The sequence below is a fragment of the Variovorax sp. V118 genome (genome assembly GCF_041154445.1).
GTDB lineage: Bacteria > Pseudomonadota > Gammaproteobacteria > Burkholderiales > Burkholderiaceae_C > Variovorax > Variovorax boronicumulans.
This window is the reverse complement of the sequence record NZ_AP028663.1, coordinates 1,458,904-1,484,530: the sequence shown is the minus strand read 5'-3', so window position 1 is coordinate 1,484,530 and position 25,627 is coordinate 1,458,904. Positions and strand designations below refer to the sequence as shown.

The 25,627-nt window shown below is 67.6% G+C and carries 23 protein-coding genes and 1 pseudogene; 8 read left to right on the top strand and 16 right to left on the bottom strand.

The window, feature by feature from the left end:
- Positions 1–148: 148 nt before the first annotated feature.
- Positions 149–1,126, bottom strand: coding sequence for an AraC family transcriptional regulator (locus ACAM52_RS06805; protein WP_255221086.1), 978 nt, complete (start codon positions 1,124–1,126; stop codon positions 149–151).
- A 122-nt stretch (positions 1,127–1,248) separates the two neighbouring features.
- Between ACAM52_RS06805 and ACAM52_RS06800 the strand changes: the two genes are divergently transcribed.
- The 5 genes from ACAM52_RS06800 to ACAM52_RS06780 all read left to right on the top strand — a co-directional run bounded on the left by ACAM52_RS06800 (position 1,249) and on the right by ACAM52_RS06780 (position 6,504).
- Entirely contained in the window at positions 1,249–1,980 is a 732-nt protein-coding gene (locus tag ACAM52_RS06800) for a fumarylacetoacetate hydrolase family protein (RefSeq protein ID WP_082818058.1), read from the top strand.
- A gap of 25 nt (positions 1,981–2,005) precedes the next feature.
- Positions 2,006–2,884, top strand: a complete 879-nt coding sequence (locus ACAM52_RS06795; protein ID WP_369646499.1) for a polysaccharide deacetylase family protein — start codon at positions 2,006–2,008, stop codon at positions 2,882–2,884.
- Between the two features lie 83 nt (positions 2,885–2,967).
- The gene (locus tag ACAM52_RS06790; protein ID WP_369646498.1) at positions 2,968–4,221 is read left to right on the top strand and encodes an MFS transporter; all 1,254 of its coding nucleotides are present in this window, start codon (positions 2,968–2,970) and stop codon (positions 4,219–4,221) included.
- Between the two features lie 2 nt (positions 4,222–4,223).
- Positions 4,224–4,985, top strand: coding sequence for a sulfite exporter TauE/SafE family protein (locus ACAM52_RS06785; RefSeq protein ID WP_369647704.1), 762 nt, complete (start codon positions 4,224–4,226; stop codon positions 4,983–4,985).
- 52 nt (positions 4,986–5,037) lie between these two features.
- A complete protein-coding gene (locus tag ACAM52_RS06780) occupies positions 5,038–6,504 on the top strand; it encodes an amidohydrolase family protein (RefSeq protein ID WP_369646497.1) in 1,467 nt (488 codons plus the stop codon).
- Positions 6,505–6,632: 128 nt separating this feature from the next.
- On the opposite strand, the gene ACAM52_RS06775 is transcribed toward ACAM52_RS06780, so the two are convergent.
- From ACAM52_RS06775 to ACAM52_RS06730, 10 genes are read right to left on the bottom strand one after another with little or no spacing between them, the layout of a single operon-like run.
- The gene (locus ACAM52_RS06775) at positions 6,633–7,862 is read right to left on the bottom strand and encodes an SDR family NAD(P)-dependent oxidoreductase (RefSeq protein ID WP_369646496.1); all 1,230 of its coding nucleotides are present in this window, start codon (positions 7,860–7,862) and stop codon (positions 6,633–6,635) included.
- On the bottom strand, positions 7,862–8,407 hold the full coding sequence (locus ACAM52_RS06770) for a nuclear transport factor 2 family protein (RefSeq protein ID WP_369646495.1): 546 nt from the start codon (positions 8,405–8,407) through the stop codon (positions 7,862–7,864). Before ACAM52_RS06770 ends, ACAM52_RS06775 begins: the two co-directional genes overlap by 1 nt.
- Positions 8,404–8,784: a VOC family protein gene (locus tag ACAM52_RS06765; RefSeq protein ID WP_369646494.1), complete on the bottom strand. Its 381-nt coding sequence runs from the start codon at positions 8,782–8,784 to the stop codon at positions 8,404–8,406. Before ACAM52_RS06765 ends, ACAM52_RS06770 begins: the two co-directional genes overlap by 4 nt.
- On the bottom strand, positions 8,781–9,539 hold the full coding sequence (locus tag ACAM52_RS06760; protein WP_369646493.1) for an SDR family NAD(P)-dependent oxidoreductase: 759 nt from the start codon (positions 9,537–9,539) through the stop codon (positions 8,781–8,783). The genes ACAM52_RS06765 and ACAM52_RS06760 overlap by 4 nt, the downstream gene beginning before the upstream one ends.
- Positions 9,536–11,668, bottom strand: a complete 2,133-nt coding sequence (locus ACAM52_RS06755) for an acetate--CoA ligase family protein (protein ID WP_369646492.1) — start codon at positions 11,666–11,668, stop codon at positions 9,536–9,538. Before ACAM52_RS06755 ends, ACAM52_RS06760 begins: the two co-directional genes overlap by 4 nt.
- 1 nt (position 11,669) lies before the next feature.
- Positions 11,670–12,431, bottom strand: coding sequence for an enoyl-CoA hydratase/isomerase family protein (locus ACAM52_RS06750; protein ID WP_369646491.1), 762 nt, complete (start codon positions 12,429–12,431; stop codon positions 11,670–11,672).
- The gene (locus tag ACAM52_RS06745; RefSeq protein ID WP_369646490.1) at positions 12,428–13,537 is read right to left on the bottom strand and encodes an acyl-CoA dehydrogenase family protein; all 1,110 of its coding nucleotides are present in this window, start codon (positions 13,535–13,537) and stop codon (positions 12,428–12,430) included. Before ACAM52_RS06745 ends, ACAM52_RS06750 begins: the two co-directional genes overlap by 4 nt.
- Positions 13,538–13,540: 3 nt before the next feature.
- Positions 13,541–14,701 carry an acyl-CoA dehydrogenase family protein gene (locus ACAM52_RS06740; RefSeq protein WP_369646489.1) on the bottom strand — a complete coding sequence of 387 codons (1,161 nt, stop codon included), beginning with the start codon at positions 14,699–14,701 and terminating at the stop codon, positions 13,541–13,543.
- 28 nt (positions 14,702–14,729) lie between these two features.
- The gene (locus ACAM52_RS06735; RefSeq protein ID WP_369646488.1) at positions 14,730–15,671 is read right to left on the bottom strand and encodes a flavin reductase; all 942 of its coding nucleotides are present in this window, start codon (positions 15,669–15,671) and stop codon (positions 14,730–14,732) included.
- 21 nt (positions 15,672–15,692) lie between these two features.
- Complete coding sequence (locus ACAM52_RS06730; RefSeq protein WP_369646487.1) at positions 15,693–16,784, bottom strand: LLM class flavin-dependent oxidoreductase; 1,092 nt, start codon at positions 16,782–16,784, stop codon at positions 15,693–15,695.
- A gap of 102 nt (positions 16,785–16,886) precedes the next feature.
- Between ACAM52_RS06730 and ACAM52_RS06725 the strand changes: the two are divergent.
- Positions 16,887–17,794 (top strand): annotated as a pseudogene (locus ACAM52_RS06725) (LysR family transcriptional regulator).
- On the opposite strand, the gene ACAM52_RS06720 reads toward ACAM52_RS06725, so the two are convergent.
- The gene (locus tag ACAM52_RS06720) at positions 17,791–18,672 is read right to left on the bottom strand and encodes an SMP-30/gluconolactonase/LRE family protein (RefSeq protein WP_369646486.1); all 882 of its coding nucleotides are present in this window, start codon (positions 18,670–18,672) and stop codon (positions 17,791–17,793) included. The pseudogene ACAM52_RS06725 and the gene ACAM52_RS06720 overlap by 4 nt on opposite strands.
- A 137-nt stretch (positions 18,673–18,809) precedes the next feature.
- On the opposite strand from ACAM52_RS06720, the gene ACAM52_RS06715 reads away from it, so the two are divergent.
- On the top strand, positions 18,810–19,772 hold the full coding sequence (locus ACAM52_RS06715) for a Bug family tripartite tricarboxylate transporter substrate binding protein (protein WP_369646485.1): 963 nt from the start codon (positions 18,810–18,812) through the stop codon (positions 19,770–19,772).
- 105 nt (positions 19,773–19,877) lie between these two features.
- On the opposite strand, the gene ACAM52_RS06710 is transcribed toward ACAM52_RS06715, so the two are convergent.
- From ACAM52_RS06710 to ACAM52_RS06695, 4 genes are all read right to left on the bottom strand, one after another.
- Positions 19,878–20,897 (bottom strand): Bug family tripartite tricarboxylate transporter substrate binding protein, encoded by a 1,020-nt coding sequence (locus ACAM52_RS06710; protein WP_369646484.1) that lies wholly within the window; start codon positions 20,895–20,897, stop codon positions 19,878–19,880.
- The gene (locus ACAM52_RS06705) at positions 20,894–22,102 is read right to left on the bottom strand and encodes a CaiB/BaiF CoA transferase family protein (protein WP_369646483.1); all 1,209 of its coding nucleotides are present in this window, start codon (positions 22,100–22,102) and stop codon (positions 20,894–20,896) included. Before ACAM52_RS06705 ends, ACAM52_RS06710 begins: the two co-directional genes overlap by 4 nt.
- A 91-nt stretch (positions 22,103–22,193) precedes the next feature.
- Complete coding sequence (locus ACAM52_RS06700; RefSeq protein WP_369646482.1) at positions 22,194–22,952, bottom strand: SDR family NAD(P)-dependent oxidoreductase; 759 nt, start codon at positions 22,950–22,952, stop codon at positions 22,194–22,196.
- Complete coding sequence (locus tag ACAM52_RS06695) at positions 22,953–23,912, bottom strand: Bug family tripartite tricarboxylate transporter substrate binding protein (RefSeq protein WP_369646481.1); 960 nt, start codon at positions 23,910–23,912, stop codon at positions 22,953–22,955.
- 237 nt (positions 23,913–24,149) lie between these two features.
- Between ACAM52_RS06695 and ACAM52_RS06690 the strand changes: the two genes are divergently transcribed.
- A complete protein-coding gene (locus ACAM52_RS06690) occupies positions 24,150–25,490 on the top strand; it encodes a M20 family metallopeptidase (protein WP_369646480.1) in 1,341 nt (446 codons plus the stop codon).
- Positions 25,491–25,627: the final 137 nt, after the last annotated feature.

The window sequence follows — 25,627 nt, the reverse complement described above, 5'->3', positions numbered from 1 at the left end:
GGACACTCAGGCGGGCCAGGTTGAGTGTCGGCAACCCGTCCGGAGCCGCCGTACGCGAAGGACTGCCATGCAACGAATACCCACGTCGGACTTGCAGCCACCGACGTCAAGCTCGAGAGCCTGATTGCTTACTGGGAGCATCGCGCCGTCAGTCCCACGTCCGATTCCCTCCTCGCTGAAATTGCCGCCGGTACGCAGAAGGCGTCGCCCCCACGATCTGCCCGAAACGGCGCGCGAACTGCGTCGGCTCTCCGAAACCGGTGCTTTCGCCGATCTCCGCCGCAGAGGCGCCGGTAAAGACCAGCAGCGTCTTGGCGCGCTCGATCCGGCGTTCGGTCACCAGCTCCAGGAAGGTCTTGCCCGTTTCGCTCTTCAGCAGGTGGGCCAGATGCGTGGGCGACACATGGCTCGCATGCGCCGCGTCGCCCAACGTCAGCTCCTGCGCGAGGTTGCGGCTGATGTAGCGGATGCAGCGCAGCACCGCCGGCCGGTACGACTGCAGGGCCATCCCCTGCGCCTCGCAGTTGCGAAACTCCTCGCCGTAGCGCCGCCACACCATGCCGATCAGGTGAAGCAGATGGCTGCGAATCAGCAGGTGGCTGGCGGTGTCTTCGCCCGGCGGCCGCTGCGCTTCCTGCGCCATGTGTTCGCACAGCGCTTGGAGCTGGTGGGTCTCGGTTTCATCGAAGCGGAAATCCAGGCAATGCTGGAACCGGAAAGGCGCGAGCTCGGGCGCGCGTGACAACGGCACCTCCGACAGCTCGAACACGTCGAGGTCCAGCGACGGCAGCAGGTAATCCTTGCTGATGTTGATCACATGGAACACGCCGTCGGCCGCGTTCGGGATGTAGTGAACCAGGAAGGGCAGCACGAAGCTCACCGTGCCGGCGCCGATGGCGCGCTGGTTGCCGCCGATGTAGTGCGTGGTCTCGCCCCGCGTGTTGACGTAGATCTGGAAGTACTCATGCCGGTGCGGCACCGGATTCGGCAGGCAGTTGCTCTGGTCGTGAATGCCGAAATAGGCGCGCTGTGCCCGCGCCGCCATCGTGTAGTTGCTGATGGCGGCACGCGCGGCACCGGCGCGGGGCGGCGGCACGAATTCGTCGGGGGAAGGCGTGGGTGGCATGAAGAGCTGATCTCAAGATCGCAAGGATTGCATATCTTTGCGCAAGCCTGCGCGTTGAGGTGAGAAGGCCTCGTTCCTAGACTCTAGCCACTCCTTTCCAAACCTTCCAGAGAGACAAACCCATGTCCCCCCACCCGACGGCCGAGCTCGCGCAAGCGACCGATGTCCCCGCAAATACCGACGCCCTGCAGGTCCCGCCCGTTTCCATCGACATCGTGGACAGCGACCAACGCTTTCCGGTGCGCCGCGTCTACTGCGTGGGCCGCAACTACCTGGCCCACATCCGGGAGATGAAGGAAGGCGACGAGCGCGATCCGCCGTTCTTCTTCCAGAAGCCGTCCGACTCGGTGGTGACCGACGGGCGCGTGCCCTACCCCACGCTGACGGACGACTTCCAGTTCGAGTTCGAACTCGTCGTGGCCATCGGCACTCATGCGTCGAACGTGACGCCGGAGGAGGCGCTGGATCACGTCTTTGGCTACGCTGCGGGCCTGGACATGACCCGGCGTGACCGCCAGCGCGAATGCAACAAGCGCGGCCTGCCGTGGGAACAGGGCAAGTCTTTCGACCACTCGGCGCCCTGCGGCCCGATCCATCCGGTGGCGAAGGTCGGGCACATCCGCTCGGGAACACTCAATCTCTCGGTGAACGGCGCGGTGCGGCAAGACTCGGTGCTCGAAAAGATGATCTGGAACGTCCACGAGATCGTCAGCGAGCTGTCCAAGCAATACCGCCTGCTGCCCGGCGACCTGATCTTCACCGGCACGCCGGAAGGGGTCGGCCCGGTGCAGCGCGGCGACAAGCTCACCGGCCGCATCGACGGGCTCGCGCCCCTGCAGGTCGAGATCGTCTGAGCCCGCAACAGCACACGGAGACACCATGAAACCACTCGAACGCATCTCGTACTCGTCCATCGCGGATCGCCCCGCACTGAAGTTGCCCGGCGGCAAACGACTGGCTGTCTGGGTGATCGTCAACGTCGAGGAATGGAACATCGACGAGACCATGCCCCGCACCGTGCTGACACCACCGGCCGGCGGTTCGCCGATGCCCGACATCCCGAACTGGGCCTGGCACGAGTACGGCAACCGCGTCGGCTTCTGGCGCATGCTCGAAGTGATCGACGCACTCGGCATCAACGCCACGCTCGCCATCAACGGTTCGGCCATCGGCGCCTACGAGCCCATCGCCAAGGCGGCGAAGGAACGCCAGTGGGAGTTCATCGGCCACGGCTTCGGGCAGCGCAACATGCAGAAGGTGCCCGACGAGGTCGAGGACATCGCCAAGACCACCGAGGCCATTCGCGCCTACACCGGCAAGCGCCCGCGCGGCTGGCTCGGTCCGGGGCTCACCGAGACCTGGCACACGCCCGACATCCTGGCCGAGCAGGGCTACGAGTACGTGTGCGACTGGGTGCTCGACGATCAGCCGGTGCGGCTGAAGACACGCGACGGCGGCACGATCGTGAACGTGCCCTACACGCAGGAATGCAACGACGTGGCAATGATGCTGATCCAGCACCACAAGGCCAGCGAGTACCGCGACCGCGCCATCGACCAGTTCGAACAGCTCTACGCAGACGCGAAAGACTCGGCCCGCGTCATGGCACTGGTGGTGCACCCCTACATCATGGGCGCGCCGCACCGCCTGCGCTACTTTCGCGAAGCGCTGGCGCACATCCAGACGCATGACGACGTGGCCTTCCTGACCGGCGAGCAGATCCTCGACTGGTACGGCGCGGCAAGCCCCGCTGCGTGAACCCTCGCCGGCACAGCGCCGGTGATCCCGTGCAACGAACGAACAACAAACAGATTTCTCGCTCGGCGAGAAGGAGACAACACGTGCATTCCTCAACCTCGGTCATTTCACCGGCGGTCGGTGGCGCGCGCCGCGAGGCGCCCATCACCGCACTGGAGATCGGCATGTTCCTGGTGCTGCTCGCCTCGTACGCGCTCAACGCGATGGACCGACAGATCTTTCCGCTCATCGCCGCGGACGTGCGCAAGGAGTTCGGCTTCAGCCTGGCCGACACCGGCCTGCTGTCGACCATCTTCACGCTGGGCATGGCCGTGGCCGGAATTCCGACCGGCTATCTGCTGGCGCGGCTGTCGCGCAAGACGGTGTTGCAGATCGGCATTGCGATCTTCTCGCTGGGCACGCTGCTGGCGGCCTACTCGTACGGCTTCGCCGACATGATCGTCTACCGGGCCGTCACCGGCATCGGCGAAGCGATGCAACTGACGGTGGTGATCGCCATCGCCGCGAGCTACTTCGCGCGCTACCGGGCCACCGCCGTGGGCGCCATCAACTTCTCTTTCGGCATCGGCGCGATCCTGGGGCCGCTGCTCGGCGGCCACCTGATCGGCGTCGAGCGCGATTGGCGCCTGCCGCTCATCGTGTTCGGCGTCGCGGGCTTCGCGGCCATGGTGGTGATCGCGCTCACCGTGAGCAAGCGCATGACCGAGAACGTGGCGGCCACCGGCGGGCGCGCCGACCAGCGCGGTGCCACCACCCTGTGGAACCGCAACACGGCCCTGCTGACTGGCATGAGCGTCATCGGTGGGCTCTGCATCTATGGCTACCTGGGCATGTACCCGACCTTCCTGCGCGAGCACCTGCACTACACGCCGTCGGACACCGGCCGCGTGATGAGCACCTTCGGCTTCGGCGTGTTCGCATCGATCTTCGGCGGCTGGCTCGGCGACCGCTTCCATCCCAAGCTCGTGCTCTCGGCGAGCTTCGTGGGCACCGGCCTGCTGGGCTTCCTGATGTTCTCGGGCCCCACCGACATGGTGGTGCAGTCGGCGCTGTCCTTCGCGTGGGGCTTCGTGGTGAGCGGCGTGCTCTACGTGAACCTGGCGGGGTATCACATCAAGGCGGTGCATGCCTCGCTCACGAGCCGCGCCACGGGCGTGTTCGTCACCACGCTGTACGGCGCGGGTGCAGTCGCGGGCTTCATCATCGGCGGCATCGCCTCGCGCTTCGGCTGGAGCACGGCCGGACTGGTGCAGATCACGCTGCTGGCGGCTGTCGGCGTGCTGCTCACGCTGCTGCTGCACACCGACCGCATGTCGCTGCCGGCACGCAAGCCGTGATGCTGCTCGACGGGGCGCTGCTCGGCGGCGCCGCGGCCCTGGCCGGTGCACTCAATGCCGTGGCGGGCGGCGGCAGCTTCCTGACGCTGCCGGCACTGGCGATGGTCGGCGTGCCGCTGGTGTCGGCCAACGCCACCGGGACCGCCGCGTTGCTGCCAGGCTACCTGGCCGGTGCCTGGGCATTGCGCAAGGAGCTATCGGGCCCGATGTCGCCTTCGCTCCTGCGGTTGGGCGTGCTGTCGGTGCTCGGCGGCGCGGCCGGTGCGGCGTTGCTGCTGTCGACCTCGAACCATGCCTTTGCCCGCATCGTGCCGTGGCTGCTGCTGACCGCGACGCTGCTCTTCGCGATCGGGCCCGGCCTGGTACGCCGAAGGCTCGCCGCCGCCGACAACAACCACAAGCCGCGAGGCCGTTGGATCGCCGACCTGGGCATCGTCGCGGTCGCGGTCTATGGCGGCTACTTCAACGGCGGCCTCGGCATCCTGCTGCTCGCCGTGCTTGGTGCGCTGGGGCACACGGACATGGGCCGCATGAACGGCATCAAGAACTTCGTCTCCGCGATCCTGACGCTGATCGCCGTCGCCATCTACGCGGCCAGCGGCGCGATCGTCTGGACGCACGCGCTGTGGATGGCACTCGGTGCCACGGTGGGTGGCTATGCCGGCGGCATGGCGGCACGGCGGCTGAAGCCCGAGGTGGTGCGCGGCTTCGTCGTGCTGACGGGGCTGGCGATGACGGCGGCCTTTCTTCTCAAGGCGTATTGAACGGGCTTTCGTTTCTTTCTTCTTTCCGTCACTTCAATCACTCGGTCGACCCATGAAAACAACCAAGAGAGACTTCACCCGTTTTGTCGGCGCCTTGATGGTCGCCGCCACCGGTGCGCCGGCGCTCGTCGGCTCGGCGTCGGTGTCGGCCCGCACAGCGCGTGCGCCCACATCGCCCGGCCTTCGACGCGGCAATTACCTGATCCGCAACGGCGCGGTCATCACGGTCGACCGCGCCAAAGGCGTGCTGCCGCGCGCCGACATATGGGTCCGCAACGGCGTGATCGAGAAGATCGGGCGCGGCCTGAGCGCACCGGCTGGCACGGAGATCATCGATGCGACCGACATGATCGTCATGCCGGGCTTCGTCAATTCGCACTATCACATGTGGAGCGCCATCGGCCGCAGCTTCACCGCACGCGACGGCGGCTTCTCGTACTACCCCGCCAAGAACGCGACCTCGACCCTGTACACGCCCGACGATTTCTACAACAGCGTGATGCTGGGCTGCGCCGAGCTGGCGAACGGCGGCACGACCACCGTGCACAACTGGTCGCACAACACACGCTCCCCAGCCCATGCCGATGCCGAGCTGCGTGCGCACCAGCACGCGCTGCTGCGCGCCCGCTACGCCTACGGCCACGTCGACAAGATGCCCGCCGACGAACTCAACCGCTACGACGACCTGGCGCGCGTGCGGCGCGAGTGGTTCGGCGAGCGTTCGCCGTTCGACGGGCTGGTGCACCTGGGGCTGAACCTGCGCGGCCCGCAGCAGAGCACAGACGCCGTGTTCCACGAAGAGATGAAGGCCGCCAAGGCCAGCGGATTGCCCGTCGCAATTCACGCACCGCAGGAGGCACCGAACAACGTCGATGCGGTCGACTACGAACGGCGCGGCTACCTGGGCCCGGACTTCATGCTCGCGCACTACGTGCCCGCCAGCACCGCCGACCTGGCGGCCATGGCGCGCACGAAAACACCGCTGTCCTTTGCCACGCACTCCGAACTGCGGCTCAGCAGTACCGGCGATGCGCGCGCCGCGCTCTTCGCGATGCGCAACGCGGGCTTGACCATTTCGTTGTCGAGCGATGCGACCTCCATCGCACCGCCGGACATGTTCGAGGCCATGCGCTTCACCTGGAACCTGGGCGTGCCGTGGGCCGGCACGCCCAGCGCGCAGTCGAAGGCGATCGGCGTGCCCGAGGCGATCGAGATGGCGACGCTCAACGGCGCCATTGCCATGGGGCTGGGCGAGGTCACTGGCTCGATCACCGAAGGCAAGCGCGCCGACATCATCCTGGTGCGCACGCAGGACCTGAACATGGGCCCAGTCGGCAACGTCGAGACCGCCATCGTGCAAAGCGGCAGCGCCGCCAACGTCGACACCGTGATGGTCGACGGGCGGATCGTGAAGCGCAACGGCAGGTTGCTGGCCTACGACACACGCGGCATCATGCGGCGCGCGCGGCAATCGGCGGACCGGATTCGCGCTGCGGCGAGCGAGGCCCTGAAGGCCTGAAGCTCCTGCGGACATTCGCACGCGGCGTACACGCCGGCGGTCGAGCGGTTGGCGGGCCGACACCGGGAAAGCCGAGTCACCGAGTCACGAACGGCTGCAGCAGACGGCGACGCGCCCGCCGCAGGAACTCAATGCCCGGCGCCGAGCCTCAGCACCTGCCCGGTCAGAAACTGCGCGCGCGGGCCGGCCACGTAGTCGAGCAGCGGCAGGCAGGCCTGCGGCACCAGGCCGTGCGTCAGCTCCAGCGCGTTGATGCGCAACCCGTGCGCGCCCCATTCGGCGGCCAGCGTGGCCACCAGCATCCGGGCCGCATCGGCGTCGCCGGCCAGTGGCCAATCGAGCCCCGGTTCGGGCACCGGCAGCAGCAGCGTGAGGCTGGCCAGCGCGGCGTGGCTCGAACGAAAGCAGCGAGCCGCATCGAGCACGGCATCGAGCCGCGTGCCGGGCTGCGCATCCAGCGCGCGCGCGTCGATGACCGCCGGACAGCCCGCGCGGTCGGGGTGGCCTGCATGCGCACGCACCCACACGCCCAGTGCCGCATGCCAGGCCGGCTCGCGCACGGACTCGAGATGCGGGCGCAAGGGCGCATCGAACGGAAGCAGCAGATGCGCGCCGGCCGGCAGCGGCTGGCTTCCTCCGCACACGGACGAGCCGCCGTCGAGCGCCAGCAGTTGTCCGGTGAGCACGCGCGCGCCGGGGCTGGCCAGGAAGCACAACGCGTGCGCCATGTCCTCGGGCTCGGCCATCCGGCCCATGGGGATCTTCGACACCGCCTGCGCCGGGTTCAGCCGGCCGCCATCGATCAGGCGCTGCACGAGTTCGGTTCGCACGAAGCCCGGTGCCAGCGTGGTCACCGTCCAGTCGGGCCGGGCTTGCGCCAACGCGCGGCTCTGCCCGATCAGGCCGGCCTTGCTGGGGCTGTAGAGACCGCGCCACGGAATGGCGCGCAGGCCTGCGCCGGAAGCCACGTTGACGATGCGCGTCCCGGGGCGCAGGTGCGGCGCACAGGCCTGCACCATGCGCGCCGGCGCGGCCAGGTTGAGCGCAAGAAGGCGAGCCGCCGAGCCGTCGTCATGGCCCGACGTGGCCTCGGCGCCACCGGCCGACAGGCCCGCGTTGTTGATCAATGCATCGAGCGGCGGAATCTCGTGCCCCAGGCGCTCGATCCGCGCCGCATCCGTCAGGTCGGCCACGAGGCTCATCGGTGGCGCGGCGTCGGCCGGCCAGGCGGCTTCGAGGCGCTGCAGCGCCTGCGCATCGGCGTCGACCAGAACGCAGCGCCATCCTGCGCGCGCCAGGGCCAACGCCGTGGCGCGGCCGATGCCTGCAGCGGCGCCGGTGAGCAGAACGGTGGGCATCAGGTGCCGCGCACGTCGCGCAACAGCGCGTACACCGCGTCGTGCGGCGCTGCCCTGCCGACCGGCTGGCGCACGCCGAACAGCGTGGCGTCGTCCTGCGTCAGCTCGGGCCGTGTGCGCTCTTCGATCCAGTCGTAGACCACGGTCCGCGCGGCCACGCGCCACTCGCCGCCACGACGTTCGAAACGGTCCACGTAACGCCCGCAAAGAAAGGTCTCGCGATCGGGCTGCGTGGCCGTGGCCTGCAGCGCGAAGAAGCTGCTTTCCACTCCGGCAACGTCACCATGCAGCTCGATCAGCACGTTGGTGATCTGATGGACGCGGCGTCCGCCTTGCCGCAACCTGGGCAGCGCCTGCGCGATGAAGCCGGCGGCGCTGCCGTTCCACGCGCCGTGGCAGTCCGTGGCGTCCTCCCCGTAAGCCGAACGCAAGGCGGCCTCGTCGCAGCGGTCGATGCCGCGGCAATAGCGCAGCAGGCAGTCGCGAATCGCCTCGCGGTCCAGCAGCGACTGCAAGGCCGCCGGCATCGGCTCGGGTGTACTCATACAGCAGTGGGCGCGGCGCGCCGAAAGAGCTGCACCAGGTTGCCCTCGGGATCGCGCAGCGACAGCACGGCCCCGTGGTCGCCCATGTCGCGCAGGCCCAGGATCTGCCCGCCGGCGGCAACGATGCGTTCCTGCGCGCCCTCGAAGTCGTCCACCTCCAGCACCATCACCAGCCCGCCGGTCGCGGGTGCGGCCTCTTCAAGACAGGCCAGGGCCACGTTGGTGTTGCCCACGCCGTACTGGATCCAGCGGTCGCCATCGCGAAACTTCATCGGCAGGCCGAGCGCACCTTCGTAGAAGGCATGCAGGCGGGCCGGCTCCTTCGCCACGACGAACACGTTCTGCACCCGCTTGGGCGATGCGACGGCGCCGCTCACAGCGAGGTCTCCGAAGCGCCGCCGTCCAGGCGCAGCACATCCGCATTGAAGAAACGCGAGCCGTCGCCGGCCAGGAAACAGATGGCATCGGCGATGTCCTCCACCGTGCCCAGGCGGCCCAGCGGTGTGCGCCCGATGCGCCGGGCATCGAGTTCGGCGTTGCGATGCTTGGCCGTGCCCTCGGTGGGCACGGCGCCGGGCGCGACCGCGTTCACGCGGATGTTGCGCGCGCCCAGGTCGGCCGCCGATGCGCGGGTGATGCCCAGCACGCCGGCCTTGATGCCGCTGTAGACCACCGAGCGCATCGGCGACTTGAAGGCCGCGATGGACGCCACGTTGATGATCGAGCCACCGCGCTCCGCGTCCATGACTTCCGCCGCGGCCTGGATGCCCCAGATCACCGACTTGAAGCCGATCTCCACCATGCGGTCCATGACCTCCGGCGTGATCTCGGCGAGCGGCTGGTAGCGCACCCAGGCGGCGTTGTTGACCATGATGTCCAGCCGTCCCGCGTCGCGCACGAACTGCGCCACGGCCTCGCGCATGCCTTCGCGCGTCGACACATCGCAGGGCAGCCCGATGGCCTGGCCGCCCAGCGCGCGGATCTCGGCCACGGCCTCCTCCACGAATTCGGGCTTCAGGTCGTTGATGCCGACCGTGGCGCCCAGGCGGGCCATGGCGCGTGCGGTGGCGCGACCGATGCCGTGGCCGGCGCCGCTGATGAAGGCCGCTCGGCCTGAAAGAGACATCGTCATGGGTGGGCTTTCGTGAGGGGTGGCTCGGGTACCAGCAGGGCGTCCAGCGCATGCGCGCCGCGCCCCTGGTCCAGCACCACCAAGGGGTTGATATCGATCTCGGACACGCTGTCGGCATGGCGCGCGGCAAAGCGCGACAGTGCGACGATGGCTTTCGCCGCTGCCGTCACATCGGCCTTGGGCCGGCCGCGCGCGCCGTCGAGCAGCGGAAAGGCCTTGAGCGACTGCAGCATGGCGGTGGCCTGCGCCTCGTCCACGGGCGCCGGCTGCAGCGCCACGTCCTTGAAGATCTCGGCAAAGATGCCGCCCAGGCCGACCATCACCATCGGGCCGAACATGGGGTCCTTCTTGGTGCCCAGGATCAGCTCGACGCCGCCTTGCACCATCTGCGCGACGAGCACGCCGGCGATGCGGGCCCCGGGCGCCTTCTGCGCCACGCGCGCGAGCAGCTGGTCGTACTCCTCGAGCAGTTGCGCTTCGGACCGCACGCCGACGAACACGCCGCCGACCTCGGTCTTGTGGGCGATGTCGGGCGAGACGATCTTGAGCACCAGCGGAAAACCCATTGCGCGCGCCGCGGCGAGCGCCTCGTCGCGGGTGGCGGCAATCGCCTCCCGCGGCACGGGCAGGCCGGCTTCGGCCAGCACGGCCTTGGCGCTCGCCTCGGTGGCGAAAGCCTGCGCAGCCAACGGCACGCGCTCGATGACTGGCGCCGCAGCCCGTGCGGCGTCGCGCGCTCCGAAGCGCATCAGGGCCGCCAGGGTCGCGCAGGCCGCGTCGATGCCTTCGACCACGGGGAAACCCATCGCGTTGAGCGTGGCCCGCACCTCCTGCGGCGCGCGGGCGCACAGGAGGATCAGGCGCGAAGGATGGTCCTTGCGCACTTGTTCCAGCGCAGCAAGAAAGACATCGCGCAGCCGGGGCACATGGAAGGCATTGGCCGACTGCAGGATCAGCGCATCGCAGCTGGCGTCGCGCGCCACCGCATCGAGCATCTGGGCCAGCACCTCCGGCCGGCTCGACACCTGCGCCGTCATGTCCACCGGATTGGAGGGCGCGGCGAAGGGCACGACCGACAGGATGCGTTCCTGCGTCTGCGCGGCGAGCTTGGGCAGCGCCAGGCCTTGCGCGCTGGCCGCATCGGCCAGCAGCACGCCGAAGCCGCCGGAGGCCGTGAGCACGGCCACGCGGTGGCCGCCGGGCACATGCGCCGGACCGACGACCGACAGCGCATGGCCGACCTCGAGCAGCTGCTCGATGCTGGGCACGCGGATGGCGCCGCCGTTGCGCAGCACGGCATCGAACACGGCGTCGGAACACGCCAGCGCGCCGGTGTGCGAGGCCGCCGCCTCGCTGCCGGCCTCCGAGACGCCGACCTTCAGGACCACCAGGGGTTTGCCCGCTTCGCGGGCCATCGCCATGGCCTGCGTCAGCTTGGCGCCGTCGCGGCAGGTTTCCATGCAGCAAAGGATCACGCGCGTGCCAGGGTCGGTTGCCAGCGAAGCGATGGCATCGGCGATGTCCACGTCGCATTCGTTGCCCGTGGTCAGCATGCGGCTGACGCCCAGGCCGCGCTCGCCCGCCAGGCGCAGGGTGAAGCTGCCCAGGTTGCCGCTTTGCGAGACGATGCCCACCGGGCCGGCGACGGGAAAGGACGACTCCAGCGCCACCGAAAAGGTGGCGATGCTCTTGTCGGGCACGCCGATCGCGCCCAGGCAGTTGGGGCCGACCACGCGCAGGCCGCTGGCGCGGGCGACGTCGCCGATCTGCGCCTGCAGACGGCTGCCCTCCTCGCCCATTTCGGAAAACCCGGCCGACAGGATGACCGCGGCTTTCACGCCGCGCCGGGCGCAGTCTTTCACCGCGTCGAGCACGCCCGCGGGCGGCACGGCGACCACGGCCAGCTCGGGCACTTCGGGCACGTCGTCCAGGGTTGCATAGGCCGGCAGCGACTGCACGAGGCCCGCCTTGCGGTTGATCGGATAGATACCTCCCGCGTAGCCGTACTTCTGCAGGAACTGCAGCGGCCGCCCGCCGATCTTGGTGACGTCGTCCGACGCACCGAAGATGGCGATCGAGCGCGGCTTGAACAGCGCGTCCATGCCGCGCCCCACTTCCACGACCGGCATCTCAGCGCCCCTTGTAGACAGGTTTGCGCTTCTCGAGGAAGGCCGTGCGGGCTTCCTGCGCGTCCTCGGTGCGGGCCAGCGCCATGGTGAAGTTCTGCTCGAAGCGGTAGCCGTCGCGCTGCGGCATCAGGTCCATCATGTTGGCGGCCTGCTTGGCATAGGCGATGGCCAGCGGCGCCTTGGAGGCGATCTCCTGCGCGATCTCCAGCGCGAGCGGCATCAGCTGTTCGGCGGGCACCACCTCGTCGATCACGCCGCGGCGGTACAGCTCGGCGGCCGGCACCTTCATGCCGGTGAAGAACATGCGGCGCGTGAACGACCGCCCGACCATGGTGCGCAGCATCGAGACACCGCCTGCGAGTCCGACGTTGATCTCCGGCATGGCGAAGGTGGCGTCCTCGCTCGCCAGGAAAATGTCGCAGGAGGCCATGAGCCCGAAGCCCGCGCCCAGCGCGGGGCCGTTGACGGCCGCGATCACGGGCTTGGCGCATTCGCGGATGGCATTGCCCGTCTCGCGCGTCCAGCGGTTGTGGTCCAGGAAGTCACCGGCCTTGTCGGCATTGGGGCGGTCCTTCAGGTCCGCGCCGGAGCAGAAGAACTTGCCGGTGCCCGTGAGAATCGCCACGCGCACGTCGGAGCGCTCGGAGACCTCATCGAAGATTTCGATCAGGCGGCGACGCGTGGCGCGGTCCAGCGCGTTGACCGGCGGCTTGTCGAGCCGGACGACGGCGATGTAGTCGGAAACTTCCAGATTGATGCTCATCGCACACTCCCGGTTTGGTTGGAAAAAGAAACTTGCGGTGCACACGCCTGTGGCGCCAGCAGTTGGGCGACATGCAGGAGCCGGTCGCCGTAGCGGAACTCGGAGGCGATGAGGCGCTGCGCGGTGCGCGTGGCCAGCACCTCTTCGCTCACGCCCATGCCCCCGTGCATCTGGATGGCCGCTTCCGCACAGGCGCGCGCCGACTCGGCCAGCGACACCTTGGCCAGGCGCAGGGTGCGGCGCAGGTCGGGCGCGTTCTGTTCATGGGCGTGGAAGCAATGGATCACCAGACCCTTGGCGCCCAGGTACTTCACGTACATGTCGGCCACGCGATGGCGCAGCACCTGGAAGCTCGAGAGCGCCACGCCGAACTGGCGCCGCTCCTTCAGGTGCGTGACGGTCTGGCGGATGAGGGTGGCCAGCGCAGCCACCGTGTCGGCGGCCGTGAGCAGCAAGGCGGCATCGGTCGCCTTGGCGCGCGCGTCGCGTGCCGCGGCGCCGCGCGCGATGCATGCGCTCTCGGGCACGGCCAGTTGCGCCAGGACGAAGTCCGCGCCCACGCGGCCCTCCATCGTCCGGTAGCGGGCCTTCGGTGCGCCGACACGTTCGGCATCGACCAGGAAGATGGCGTCCTCGCCATCGACTTGCGCAGGCACGAGGTAATGCGTGGCAGGCAGCGTCGCGTCGACGCCCTGCACCGTGCCGCTCAACTCGTAGCCGATGTCGAGGTGCCTCGCTGTGACGGCGTTGACGTCCGGCGTGGAAGACAAGGCGGTCAGCGGCGCAATCTGCACGCTGCCCTCGGCCACGGCCTCCAGCCAGCGCTTGGCCGCGTCGGCCCCCGCGGCCTGCAGCAACAGCGGCACCACGGCGCAGGTCTCGACCACCGGCAGTTGAAGGCCGTGCGTGGCGAGCCCCTCCACGATGGAAGCGAGATCGCTCAGGCTGCCGCCGACACCGCCGGTCCCCTCGGGCACGAGGGTGGCCGTCCAGCCCAGTTCGCGCACGGGGTCGCCCTGGATCGCGACGGCGATGTGGTCTTCGGCATAGCGGCTCGCCGCGTCCAGCAGCATGCCGGGAAAGAGCGACGGGAAAGATGTGGACATGGCTCAGGCTCCCAGGAGTTCGTTGGCGACCACGTTGCGCTGCACCTCGGAGGTGCCGCCGGCGATGGTGCGGGCGCGCGTGAACATGTAGTTCTGGATCCAGGTGGCGTCGGGCACGTCGTCCCCCGCCTCGGCGAGAAAGCGATGCGCGGCATCGGGACCGACCGCATCGAGGGCGATGGTCGTCAGGCGCTGCGCGACGTCGGCGCAGGTCATCTTGATGACCGAGGGCTGCACGCCCAGCGGGCGCTGGTGGATCAGATCGTCGGTGGCCTGCGCCATCATCACGCGCGCACCCTTCACGTCGGCCTCGCACAGCAGCAGCTTGTGGTGCAGGCCGCTGAAGTCGCGCAACCCTGCGGCGGCGCGGCTCGCCACGTCCACCAGCTGCGTGACCTGGCGGCGCATGAGTTCCAGCCGCGCCACGTTGGCCGGCGGAAGGCGTTCACGCTCGAGCAGGAACTTGGCGCAGGTCCAGCCCTTGCCGACCTCGCCGACGAGGTTGTCGGCGCGCACGCGCACCTCGTCGAAGAACACCTCGTTCAGGTGATGCCAGCCGTCGATGGTCTGAATGGGACGCACGGTGATGCCCGGGTTTTCCATGGGCACCAGCAGCAGCGAGATGCCTTCCTGCTTCTTCGCTTCCTTCGACGTGCGCACGAGCATGTAGATCATGCTGGCCTCGTGGGCATGCGAGGTCCAGATCTTCTGGCCGTTGACGACCCACTCGTCGCCGTCCAGGCGCGCACTGGTGGACAGCGAGGCCAGGTCGGAACCCGAGCCGGGCTCCGAATAGCCCTGGCACCACCAGTCCGAGCCGTCCAGGATGCGCGGCAGGAACCGCGCCTTCTGCTCGGGCGTGCCGAAGCGGATGATCACCGGCCCGATGTGGCCCAGCCCATGGTGATACAGGGGCGGACAGTCGTTCTCGGCCATCACCTCCTCGAAGATGAGGCGCTGGCGGATGTCCCAGCCCGTGCCGCCGGCTTCGCGCGGCCAGCTCGGCGCACCCCAGCCCTGGGCGTTGAGGATCTTCTGCCAGGCCTGGTATTCGCGCTTCGTGATCTTCTGGCCGGCCGCGACGACGTCGCGGATCTCTGGCGGGCAGGCGCTGCGCACGAACGATTCGAGTTCGCGCCGGAAGCCGGCGTAGTCGATGGACATCTTGTCTCCTGTGGAATTTCGGAAAGGCTCAACCCTTGCGCAGCTGCGTGATCAGCTCGTCCAGGGCGGCGGTGGCACCGGCGGCGTCGCGCTGGCGCAGGGTGTGCGCCACCTTGCGGCGCAGCGGAAACAGGTCGGGCCGCGGGCGCACCGAGAGCACATGCGTCATGCGCTCGCGCAGCACGCTGGTCATGGTCTGCGCCATCAGCGTGAGCGCTTCGTTGTGGCCGGCCGTGGCGATCGAAGAGAAGAACGCACTGGCGGAGGCGATGCGCTCCTTGAGCGGCGCGTCGTCGGGGTGGGCCTCGATGGCATCGGCGGCTTCATGCACGGCGTCCAGCTCGGCCTCGGTGGCACGTTCGCTGGCCAGGCGCAGCAACGTGCCATAGAGCGTGCGATAGGCCTCGTCGATGTCGGCATCTCCCAACCGCCCTTCCACGACCAGCTTGCGCAGCGACTCGGCCAGCTTCATGTAAGCGCCCTTGTAGAACACCAGCGCCTGGTCGGCTGCCCCGGCGCTCAGGTGCTGGACCTCGCCGATGAAGATGGTGTGGTCGCCGGCTTCGTGGGCCGCATGCACGTGGCATTCGAAGCTCGCCAGGCAATCGTCGATCAGCGGCATGCCCAGCGCGCCGGCGCGCCACGGCACGCCCTCGAACTTGTCCTCGATCTTGCTCGATGCGAACCGGCCCGACAGCGCATCCTGCTGCTCCGAGAGGATGTTGATGACAAAGCCGTCCGCCGCCTGGAACGTGCCCAGCAAGCGGCTCGCATTGCGCAGGCTGAACAGCACCAGCGGCGGGTCCAGCGAGACCGAACTGAAGGAGTTGCAGGTCAGGCCGGCTGGCTGGCCGTCCGGCGTGCAGGTGGTGATGACCGCCACGCCGGTCGGAAAGCACCCGAGCAGCTGACGGAACTGGGCAGGCTCGATGGCGCCGCGGGTGCTTTCTTCTTCAGCGACTTCGGACATGGCGTCTCCTGGCGCTCGGCCTCAGGCCGCAGCGAGTTCGCTCTGGACCGCGGGCCGATGCGGCGGATCGTTGGCGATCTCCTGCTGCACCGTCGGAATGATGACCTTGCCCCAGACCTCGAGCTGGCGCAGCATCGTGGCGTGATCGAAATCGCCCATCTGCGTCTGGAAGCAGTAGTGCACCGGCTTGAGCGTGCGGATTTCGTTGATCACGCGCTCGATCACGGTGTCGATGTCGCCCACGGGCAGCAGTGCGCGCATCTCGTCGAGCGTGGGCTCGCCCTCGACGATCCCTTCCTCGACCTGGTAGTCGTCGGCGATCTGCGCGGTGCGACGCTTCAGGCTCACGGCGATGCGGCGCTGGTAGCGGGCGCACTCGAGGTAGCTTTCCACCTCGTCCTTGTTGTTGCTGGCATAGGCCGCGCGCAACAGGCCGACCTGCACGCCGGCCGGGTCCTTGCCCTCTGCCGTGGCCACCTTGTCGATGAGCGCCCGGGTGCTGGCCAGCTTCTCCAGGCCGCCATCGCCGCCGGAGACGAACACGTGGTGGTCGGACTTCACGGCGCGCGACAGGAAGGCCGGGTCGACGCTGGTGATCCACATCGGTGGCATGGGACGCTGCACCGCGCGCTGGCTGATGGCGCTCATCGGCTGCTGGTAGTACGCGCCGTCGTAGCTGAACTTGGGCTCCCGCAGGCCCGCCTCGAGCATGTCGAGCATCTCGAAGGTGCGACCCTTCGCGGATTCGAGCGACACGCCGAAGCGCTCGAACTCGAACTGCTGGTAGCCCGAGCCGATGCCCAGGTTCAGGCGGCCGTTCGACAACTGGTCGACCATGGCCACATCGGCGATCAGGCGGGCCGGCGTGTACAGCGGAGCGACGACAATGCCGGTTCCCAGCCGGATGTTGCGGGTGACCGCAGCGCAGTGCGCGATCATGGTCAACGGCGACGAGCACATGCCGTAGTTGCTGAAGTGGTGCTCGGCGTACCACGCGGCCCCGAAACCCAGTTCGTCCGCCAGACGCGTCTGCTCGATGGCGTCGCGCAGGATCTGGTGGGAGGTCTTATGCTTGTTCCGCTGCTGCATCAAAATGAAGATTCCGAAATCCATCGCTGTTGCTCCTGGTTGGCTGGTGTTGATCGAGGTCCATCGTAGGAACTCAACGCCTGCGTGGATCACCAGCGAACGCACAGCTTCTTTGCGTCTTTCGAAATGAAGGCCCTCGACTCGCTGCGCATCTTTGTCGCCACCCAGCGCAAAGGCAGCCTCTCGGCCGCGGCCCGCAGCCTCAGCCTCTCGCCCGCGACCATCTCGCGGCGCATCAGCGCGCTGGAAGAAGAACTGGGCGTGCAACTGGTGGACCGCACCAGCCGCAACCTCAAAGTGACCGAAGCCGGCCAGGCCTTCCTGGAGCGGGCCGAGGCGATGCTGGAGCTCATGAGCGAGGCCGAGCAGGCCGTGCACAACGCGCGCCAGCGGCCGGAGGGCCGCCTGCGCGTGCATTCGCGCACGCACATCGGCCTGCGGGTGCTCGCGCCGCTGCTGCCCCGTTTCGCGGAGCTCTATCCGGACATCCGCGTCGAGCTCGAACTCTCCGAGCATCCGATCAACCTGGTGGAACACGACTTCGATGTCGACATCCGCACCGGAGAGTCCAACGATTCAGGCTTCGTCATCAAGCGGCTGCAGTCCAGCGACGAGGTGCTGGTGGCCAGCCCGGCCTTCGTGAAGACCTACTCGCGCATCCGCCACCCCAGCGACCTGCCGCAGGTGCGCTGCCTCACCTACCGGCGCGAGCGCGAGGTCATCACTTGGAAGTACATCGATCCGGCGGGTGAGCAGCAGGAACTGGCCATCCAGGGCGTGCTCAGCGCCAACAACGGCGAGCTGCTGCGACTGGCCGCCATCGGCGGCATGGCGTGGCGCTGCTCTCGGAGGCCACCGTGCGCGACGACCTGCGCGACGGCACCCTGGTGCGGCTGCTGCCCGAGTACCGCTTTGCCGTGCGGGCGTTTTCCAACGGCGTCTTCGCCGTCTTCCGGCAGAGCCGCGTGCTGCCGCTGAAGGTGCGTGCCTTCGTGGACTACGTGGCGGACGCACTCAGAAGCGAGACCCGCTAGACGTCGGCGAAGTGATGGGGCAGACGCCCCGTGGCCGGCAGCCCCTCGATCCGGAACAGCCCGCCATCCTGTGCCTTGTCGCCCTCCAGCCGTGCGCTGCGTGAAATGGTGGTCAGGTACATGTGCTCCAGGCGGGGCCCGCCGAAGCAGATGCTCGTGGGGTAGCTCACCGGCAGCTCGACGAGGCGTTCCAGCGTGCCGTCCGGGGCATAGCGCGCCAGCTTGGCGGCGCGGGTCAGCACTGTCCAGAGGAACCCTTGTGCATCGACCGTCGCCCCGTCGGGCCCGGAGTCGAAGGCGTGCGTCTTTGCAAACAGGCGCTTGTTGCGCAAGGGGCCATCCGGGTCGTAGTCATAAACCCAGATGGTTCGCTCCAGGCTGTCGGCCAGGTACAGCACGCGGCCGTCGGGGCTGAAGCAAGGCCCGTTGGCAAAACCGATGTCGTCGGCCAGGTGCTCCACGCCAAGGTCGGGGCACAGCCGGTAGAGCCCGCCCTTCACCGCCTCGCCGGCCTGGCGATCGACGTGCATGGTGCCCGCCAGGAAGTTGCCCGCCGGATCGCATTTGCCATCGTTGAAGCGGACCTTCGGATCGTCCACGGGAATGCGGGCCAGGTGCTCCAGCGTCCGCGTGGCGAAGTCATAGCGCGCAAAGGTGTGGCGCAGCGCCACCACGACAGCCTGACTGCGGCATGGCGCGATCGAGCCCACGGGCGCGGGCAACGGGTGCGGCTCGGGCAGCCCGGCCTCGGGGTTCAACCGCCACAGCGTGCCGGCCAGCGCATCGATCCAGTTCAGCGCCTGTGCATCGGCATCCCAGCAGGGGCTCTCGCCCAGTTGATCTTTGGTCGTCCCGACCCGGGTGATCTTCACGGTCATCGGGCAAGTGTGCGGGCGCGCTGGCGCCCCTGTCGGCGCATCCCGCAAAGCTGCTTTTCATTCCTTGCAGATCACCGCTGGGAGCTGCGCCCTAGACTGAATCCAGCGTTCGATTCGAACCAGAACAGGAGACAAGAATGAGCTATCGAAAACTCGTCATGGGGTTGGCGCTGGGTGCCTGCGCGCTCGCCCCGGCCCTCGCCCTTGCGCAACAGGTGACCCGCCTCGTCGTGCCCTTTGCGGCCGGCGGCGGCACCGACCAGTACTGCCGCATCCTGGCCCAGGAACTCGGCAAGCAGGGGCTGAACGTCATCATCGAGAACAAGCCCGGCGCCAGCGGCATCCTTGCCGCCGACTACGTGGCCCGCGCCAAACCGGATGGGCAGACCGTGCTCGTGTCGTCGCTGGGCACGCTCGCGAACAACAGCGTGCTCTACGAGAAGCTGCCCTACGACCCGGTGAAGGACTTCGCGCCCGTCACGCAGATCGCTTACCAACCCGCCATCGTCGTGGGTCGCACCGACCTGCCCTACAAGAACATCAAGGAAATGGTGGCCTACGCCAAGCAGAACCCCGGCAAGATCAACCGCGGTTCGCCCGGCGCGGCCATCCTGACCAACCTGGCACCCATCGCTTTCGAAAAGGAACAAGGCTTCAGCACCTTGCACATTCCTTTCAACGGAGACGCCCCCGCGCTGCAGGCGCTGCTGGGCAATCAGATCGACATCCACGGTACGTCGATCACGGGATCGCTGCCCTATGTGAAATCGGGCAAGTTGCGCGTGCTCGGCGTGATGGATGCACAGCGCCTGCCGCAGGTGCCCGACGCCCCCACGTTCAAGGAACAGGGCTTCGACATGGAAGCCACGCTCTGGTACTCCCTCTCGGTTCCCACCGGCACGCCCAAGCCGGCGATCGACCGGCTGAACAAGGCCGTGAACCAGGTGATCGCAGACCCCGACTTCGTGGCCCGCGCCCGCGCCATCGGCATGGAGCCCCGCGGCGGCACGCCCGAGGAGCTGGCCCGGTTCATCAAGGTCGAGGCGGACCGCTGGCTTCCGATCTTGCGCAGTTTGAATCTGCCGAAGCAATCGCACTGATCCTCGGGGCCCCATGCACAACGCCCCGGAACTCAAGCCTCAAAGGGCTCCGAGTTCCGGGGCGTTGTTGCGAGGGCGTCGGCACCCGAGGGTGCCAACCCAAAATCAGATCGAGATGTCCTTCTCCGACGCCACCTTGTTCCAGCGCTCGAACTCGCTGGCCATTCGCCGCTTCATGACTTCCGGCGGCTGGTAGGCGCTGAGCGCGCCGATGTTTTCGAGCCCGCGCTTCGTGTCCGCTTCGGCCAGGATGCGGCGCAGTTCCGAGTCGAGCCGGGTCACCACAGCGGCCGGCGTGCCGTTCGGCACGATCAGGCCGCTCCAGCTGCTCACATTGAAGCCAGCGAAGCCTTGCTGCGCGATGGACGGCACCTCGGGCAGGAAGGCCCGGGCATCGGCAGAGCCGAGCGCCAGTGCCTTGAGCCGCCCGCTGCGGATGTGCGGCATGGCCGCGACCAGGTCCACGAACATGGCGCCGATCTGCCCACCCAGCAGGTCGGTGATGGCCGGCGCACTGCCCTTGTAGCCCACGTGCTGCATCGGAAAGCCGCCCATGTCCTTGAGCTGCTCCATCGCCAGGTGGCCGATGCTGCCCGACCCCGCGGTGGAGTAGTTGACCGGCTGCGCCTTGGCGCCCGCGATGAAGCCCTTGAGATCGTTCACGCCCGGCAGCACCAGCGGGTTGATCATCAAGACCAGCGGCAAGTCGTAGACCGATGCCACGCAGGTGAAGTCCTTGCGCACGTCGTACTGGTTGTTCCTGTAGACGATCGGCGCCACCAGCGCGGGCATGCCGAACATCGACACCGTGTACCCATCGGGCGCCGACTTGATCAGCGACGTGGTGCCGATGGACCCCGAGGCGCCGGGACGGTTGTCCACGATGACGGGCTGGCCGAGCGCGCCGGTCAGCTTCTGCGCGATCAGGCGCGCGGTCGCATCGGTCGGGCCGCCGGCCGGAAAGGCCACGACCATGCGAACGGTTTTTTCGGGCCAGCGGCTCGCCGCGTTGGCGCCGGCGGACAGCGACGCCAGCCAGGGCGCTGCGCCGGCCGCGAGGCACGACTTCAGCAGGAGCCGGCGCGGGGCGGCGGGTTCGGTTTCTCGGATGCGATGCAATTTCATTTGATGACGCTTCTTTGGCTCAGGGATTCAAGTTGGCCGTCGCCCATGTCGAGCAGCTCACGCAGCACTTCGGCCGTGTGCTCCCCCAGGTGCGGCGGGTGGTGGCGCACGCCCGCGCGTGCGCCGTCGATGATGTAAGGCGGCGCATGGACGGCCTGCGGCCCCGCCTGCGTGTCTTCGAAGCGGTGCCAGACCTGTGTCTGCGCCGTGCGGTCGGACTGCAGCGCGTCGTAGAGACCGAGCACCTCCCCGCAGGGAATGCCCGCCGTGTTCATGCGTGCGATGAGATCGGCGCGCGAGAACTGCCCGATCTTCGCGAGCAGCAGCGGCAGCAACTCGTGCCGGTGCTTCGAGCGTTCGGTGTTGGTGGCGAACTTCGGATCGACCGGCAGCTCGGGGCAAAAAATCACTTCGTCGCAGAACTTCCTGAACTGGCCGTTGTTGCCGACGGCGATCACCACCGGGCCATCAGCAGCCTCGAACACACCGTAGGGCACGATCGACGGGTGCGAGTTGCCGAACTTGGCGGGGTCGCCCTTGTTGAGCCAGGCGGTGAGCCCGTAGTACGAGGTGATCATCATCCCGCTGTCGTACAGCGACATCTGGATGTGCCGGCCCTCACCGGTGCGCGTGCGTTCGTAGAGCACGGCCAGGATGGCCTGGGCCGAGTACATGCCGGTGAACATGTCGACCGCGGCAATGCCGAACTTCAGCGGGCCCTGGCCTTCTTCGCCGTTCATGGCCATCAAGCCGGTCTCGCCCTGGATCACGAGGTCGTAGCCCGGCCGCGCTTTTTCCTGGCTCAGCACCGAGTAGCCGGAGATCGAGCAGTAGATGAGCTCCGGGTTGAGCTTGCGCAGGTCGTCGTAGCCCAGCCCCATCTTCTGCGCGCCGCCGTACTTGAAGTTCTGGATGACCACGTCGCTCTGCACGGCGAGCTGGCGCACGATGTCCTGGCCCTCCTTGGCCTGCAGGTCCACGCAGATGGAGCGCTTGTTGCGGTTGCAGCTGTTGAAGTAGGACGTGTTGTGGCTGCCGATGCGCACGCCCCAGTCGCGCGTGTCGTCGCCGCGTTCGGGGTGTTCGACCTTGATCACGTCGGCGCCCAGGTCGGCCAGCGCCATGCCGCACAGGGGGCCGGCCATGACGCGTGACAGGTCCAGCACGCGCACGCCTGCAAGGGGTTGCATGAAAGTTGGGTTCATTCGATGGTTCTCGGGTCTTGTCTTCGATGCGGCCGGCGCGGGCGATCGCCGTCGGCCGCCTGCCCCGCGCGGCGCAGGCACGCGGCATTTGTCAGTTGGCGGTGTAGCCGCCGTCGACCGGCAGGATGGTTCCGGTGACGTAGCGCGCCTGCTCCGAGGCCAGGAACACCACGGGGCCCGCGATGTCCTGCGGATCGCCCACGCGACGCAGGAATGTGCGGCGCACCATCCGCTCGTGACGCTCGGCGTCGTCCGCGATGTGGGCGGTCATCGGCGTCATGACCAGGCCCGGCGCAACGGCATTGACGCGCACGCCATGCGGACCGAAGTCGCGCGCCAGGAATTTCGTGAGCTGACCGACCGCCCCTTTCGAAGCGCCATAGGCCATGTGGGCCGAGGTCGCCACGAGCGAGGTGATGGACGCCACATTGACGATGGCACCGCGCGTCTTGCGCAGGCCTTCGGTGCATGCCAGCGTCAGGTTGAGCACGCCCTTGACGTTCACCGCCATCACATGGTCGATGTCCTGCGAGAGCGCCTGCGCCTCGAAGGCGGCGCTGCGGCCACTAACACCGGCGTTGTTCACGAGCACGCCCACGGGGCCCCAGGCTTGCTGCAGGTCGGCGACCACGGCCTCGCATTGCGCTGCGTCGCGCACGTCCAGCGCGTACGGGCGCACGCGGTCCGCCGCATGGCCCGTGCGCGCGGCGGCCTCGCGCGTTTTGTCGGCGTCGATGTCGGTCAACGCGACGCGACAGCCGGCCTCCAGCAGGCGGGTCGCAATGGCGAAGCCGATGCCCTGGCTCGCCCCGCTGACCAGGGCCACCGTGTCATCGAACGACGGACGCATTCAATGCCCCTGCTTGGGCAGATCCAGGCGCTGGAGCAATGGAACCCAGCGCTCGGTCTCGGCCTTCACATAGGCGGCCAGCGCCTGCGGCGTGCCGCCTCGCGGCTCCATGCCGATCGCCTGGGAACGCGCGATGAAATCCCGATCGACCAGCACCTCGTTGACGGCACGATTGAGCTTGTCGATGGTGTCCGTGGGCGTGGCGGCTGGCGCGGACAGCGCGTACCACAGCAGTGCCTCGATGTCGTAGCCCTGCTCCTTGAACGTGGGCGCATCGGGCACCTGAGGCAGGCGCTTGGCGTCCATGACGCCCAGCACACGCATCTTGCCCGCCTTGATGTGCTGCAACGGGCCGGTGATGGAGGTCCCCTGAATGTCGATCTGGCTGCCCAGCAGCGCCTGCAAGCCGGGCGAATCGCCATTGAACGGAATGTGCGTCGTGCGAATGCCGGCCATGCCCTCGAAGGCCAGCGGCGCCAGGTTGGTCAGGATGGAGGCGCCCGGCGAGCCACGGTTGATCTTGTCCGGATGGGCCTTGGCATAAGCCACCATTTCCTTGATGTTCTTGTAGGGCAGATCCGAACGCCCCACGATGATGGTCGGCTGGTAGGCGATCTGCGTGACCGGCGCGAAGCTCTTCACCGGGTCGTAAGGCAGCTTGTCGTACATCACCGTGTTGCTGGCCAGGATGCTCAGCGAGCTCATGAGCACCGTGGTGCCATCCGGCTTGGAACGCGCAACGTTGTCGGCTGCCAAGATGCCACTGGCGCCTGGCTTGTTGTCGACGATGGTCTGGGTGCCGCGCCTGGTGAGTTCAGCGGCCAGGAGCCGTGCGTACTGGTCGGTGCCGCCGCCGGCCGCAAAGGGCACGACGATGCGAAGGGGTTGCTGGGCCTGCGCCGCGCCGGCGGCGAGAACGAGGCCGAGCAGAAAGCCGCCGAGGCGCTTCCAGGTTTGCATGGCGATGTCTCCTGAATGGGGTGCCGAGATGGCTTTCCTCAGTTTAGGAGCGAGGGCTCGGCGGCATGCATCAAGGGATGAAAAGGTGCTTTGTAGTTTCGGGAGGAACGTCCGAGAGGTGTCCACCTACAGTGAACCGCCCTCGGAGGAAGCCACCGGCGCTGCACGGAGACGAAACGCAGCTTCATCTTCGCAAGATTTCACAACCTCACATCCATCAGAAGGAAAAGCGACATCGTGAACGTCCTGAAACCACTCCTGTGTGCAGCGGCCATCGCCATGCAAATGGCCACCGCTTGCGCGGCGACACCGCAGCCCCTGCTCGAGCGCGCGCTCGCCTTGTCCGATGCAGCCGAGCCCGACGTCATCGCGTGGCGTCGCCATCTTCATCAGCATCCAGAACTTGCGTACGCCGAAGTCGAGACGGCCAAGTACATTGCTGCCGCGTTGGGCAAGATCCCAGGTGTCGAAGTCCAGACCGGCATTGCCAAGACTGGCATCAAGGCCGTATTGCGTGGCGGCAAGCCCGGCCCGGTGGTTGCGTTGCGCGCCGACATGGACGCCCTGCCTGTCGAGGAACGCAACGACCTGCCGTTCCGTTCAACGGCCAAGGCTCTGTGGCGTGGCCAGGAAGTTTCGGTGTCGCATGTCTGCGGCCACGACACACACGTAGCCATGCTGCTGGGCGCGGCTCAAGCCCTTTCGGCCATGCGAGAGGATCTGCCCGGCACGGTGGTCTTCCTGTTCCAACCAGCCGAAGAGATCGGCCCCGGCGCCGAAAACCCCAGCGGCGCGCTGGCAATGGTCAAGGCCGGCGTTCTGGACAATCCCAAGGTCGATGTCGTGTTGGGCCAGCACATCGGCGCACAAGCGCCCAAGGGCTCCATCTCCTATCGACCCGGTGCCATGCTGGCCAGCATCGACGTGTTCAACATCAAGCTCAACGGCGCTGGTGGGCACGGTGCCGCGCCATGGGCGGCCAACTCCCCCATGTTGGCGGCGGCGGAAATTGCCCTGGGCTTGCAGAACATCGTCAGCCACCGCACCAACCCGACGATCGATGGAGGTGCCACCGTGGTGACGGTAGGCATGCTGCAAAGTGGCAACCGCTTCAACATCCTGCCCGAGACCGCAGAACTCTCGGGCACGATACGCGCGCTGTCGGCGCAGAACCAGAAGGTCGCCCACGAGCAGATTCGCATGAAAGCCGAGCACATCGCGGCCAGCTACGGCGTCAAGGCCAATGTGCGCATCGATACCGGCGAGGGCTACGGCGTGCTTGTCAACGATGCGCCGACCACGATGGCGCTCGTCGATGCATTGAAGGCTGCAGCAGGAAAAGACAAGGTCACGGAGATCTTGCCGTCAATGGGATCGGAAGACTTTGGCGCCTTCGGCGCCACGGGCGTGCCGGTGGTGTTCTGGATTTTGAACGCCTCGCCGTACCCCGATCGCGCCGGCCCGACCAATCATTCGCCGTTGTTCACCATCAATGAGTCCGCGATGCGCATCGGGGTGAGAGCCTTGACCAGTGCGACCCTGGCGCAAATGACACGTGCAAGGACAGGCACGCCCTGATGAATCGGATGGTGCAAGCCGCGCGGCACATGCCCTTGAGACTTCGCCCACAACTCGCGGAAGGATTTGCGCATCAGGAAACGCGCCTCCACTGGACGCACAAAGAAAAAGCCGCCGCTCAAGTGAGCAGCGGCTTG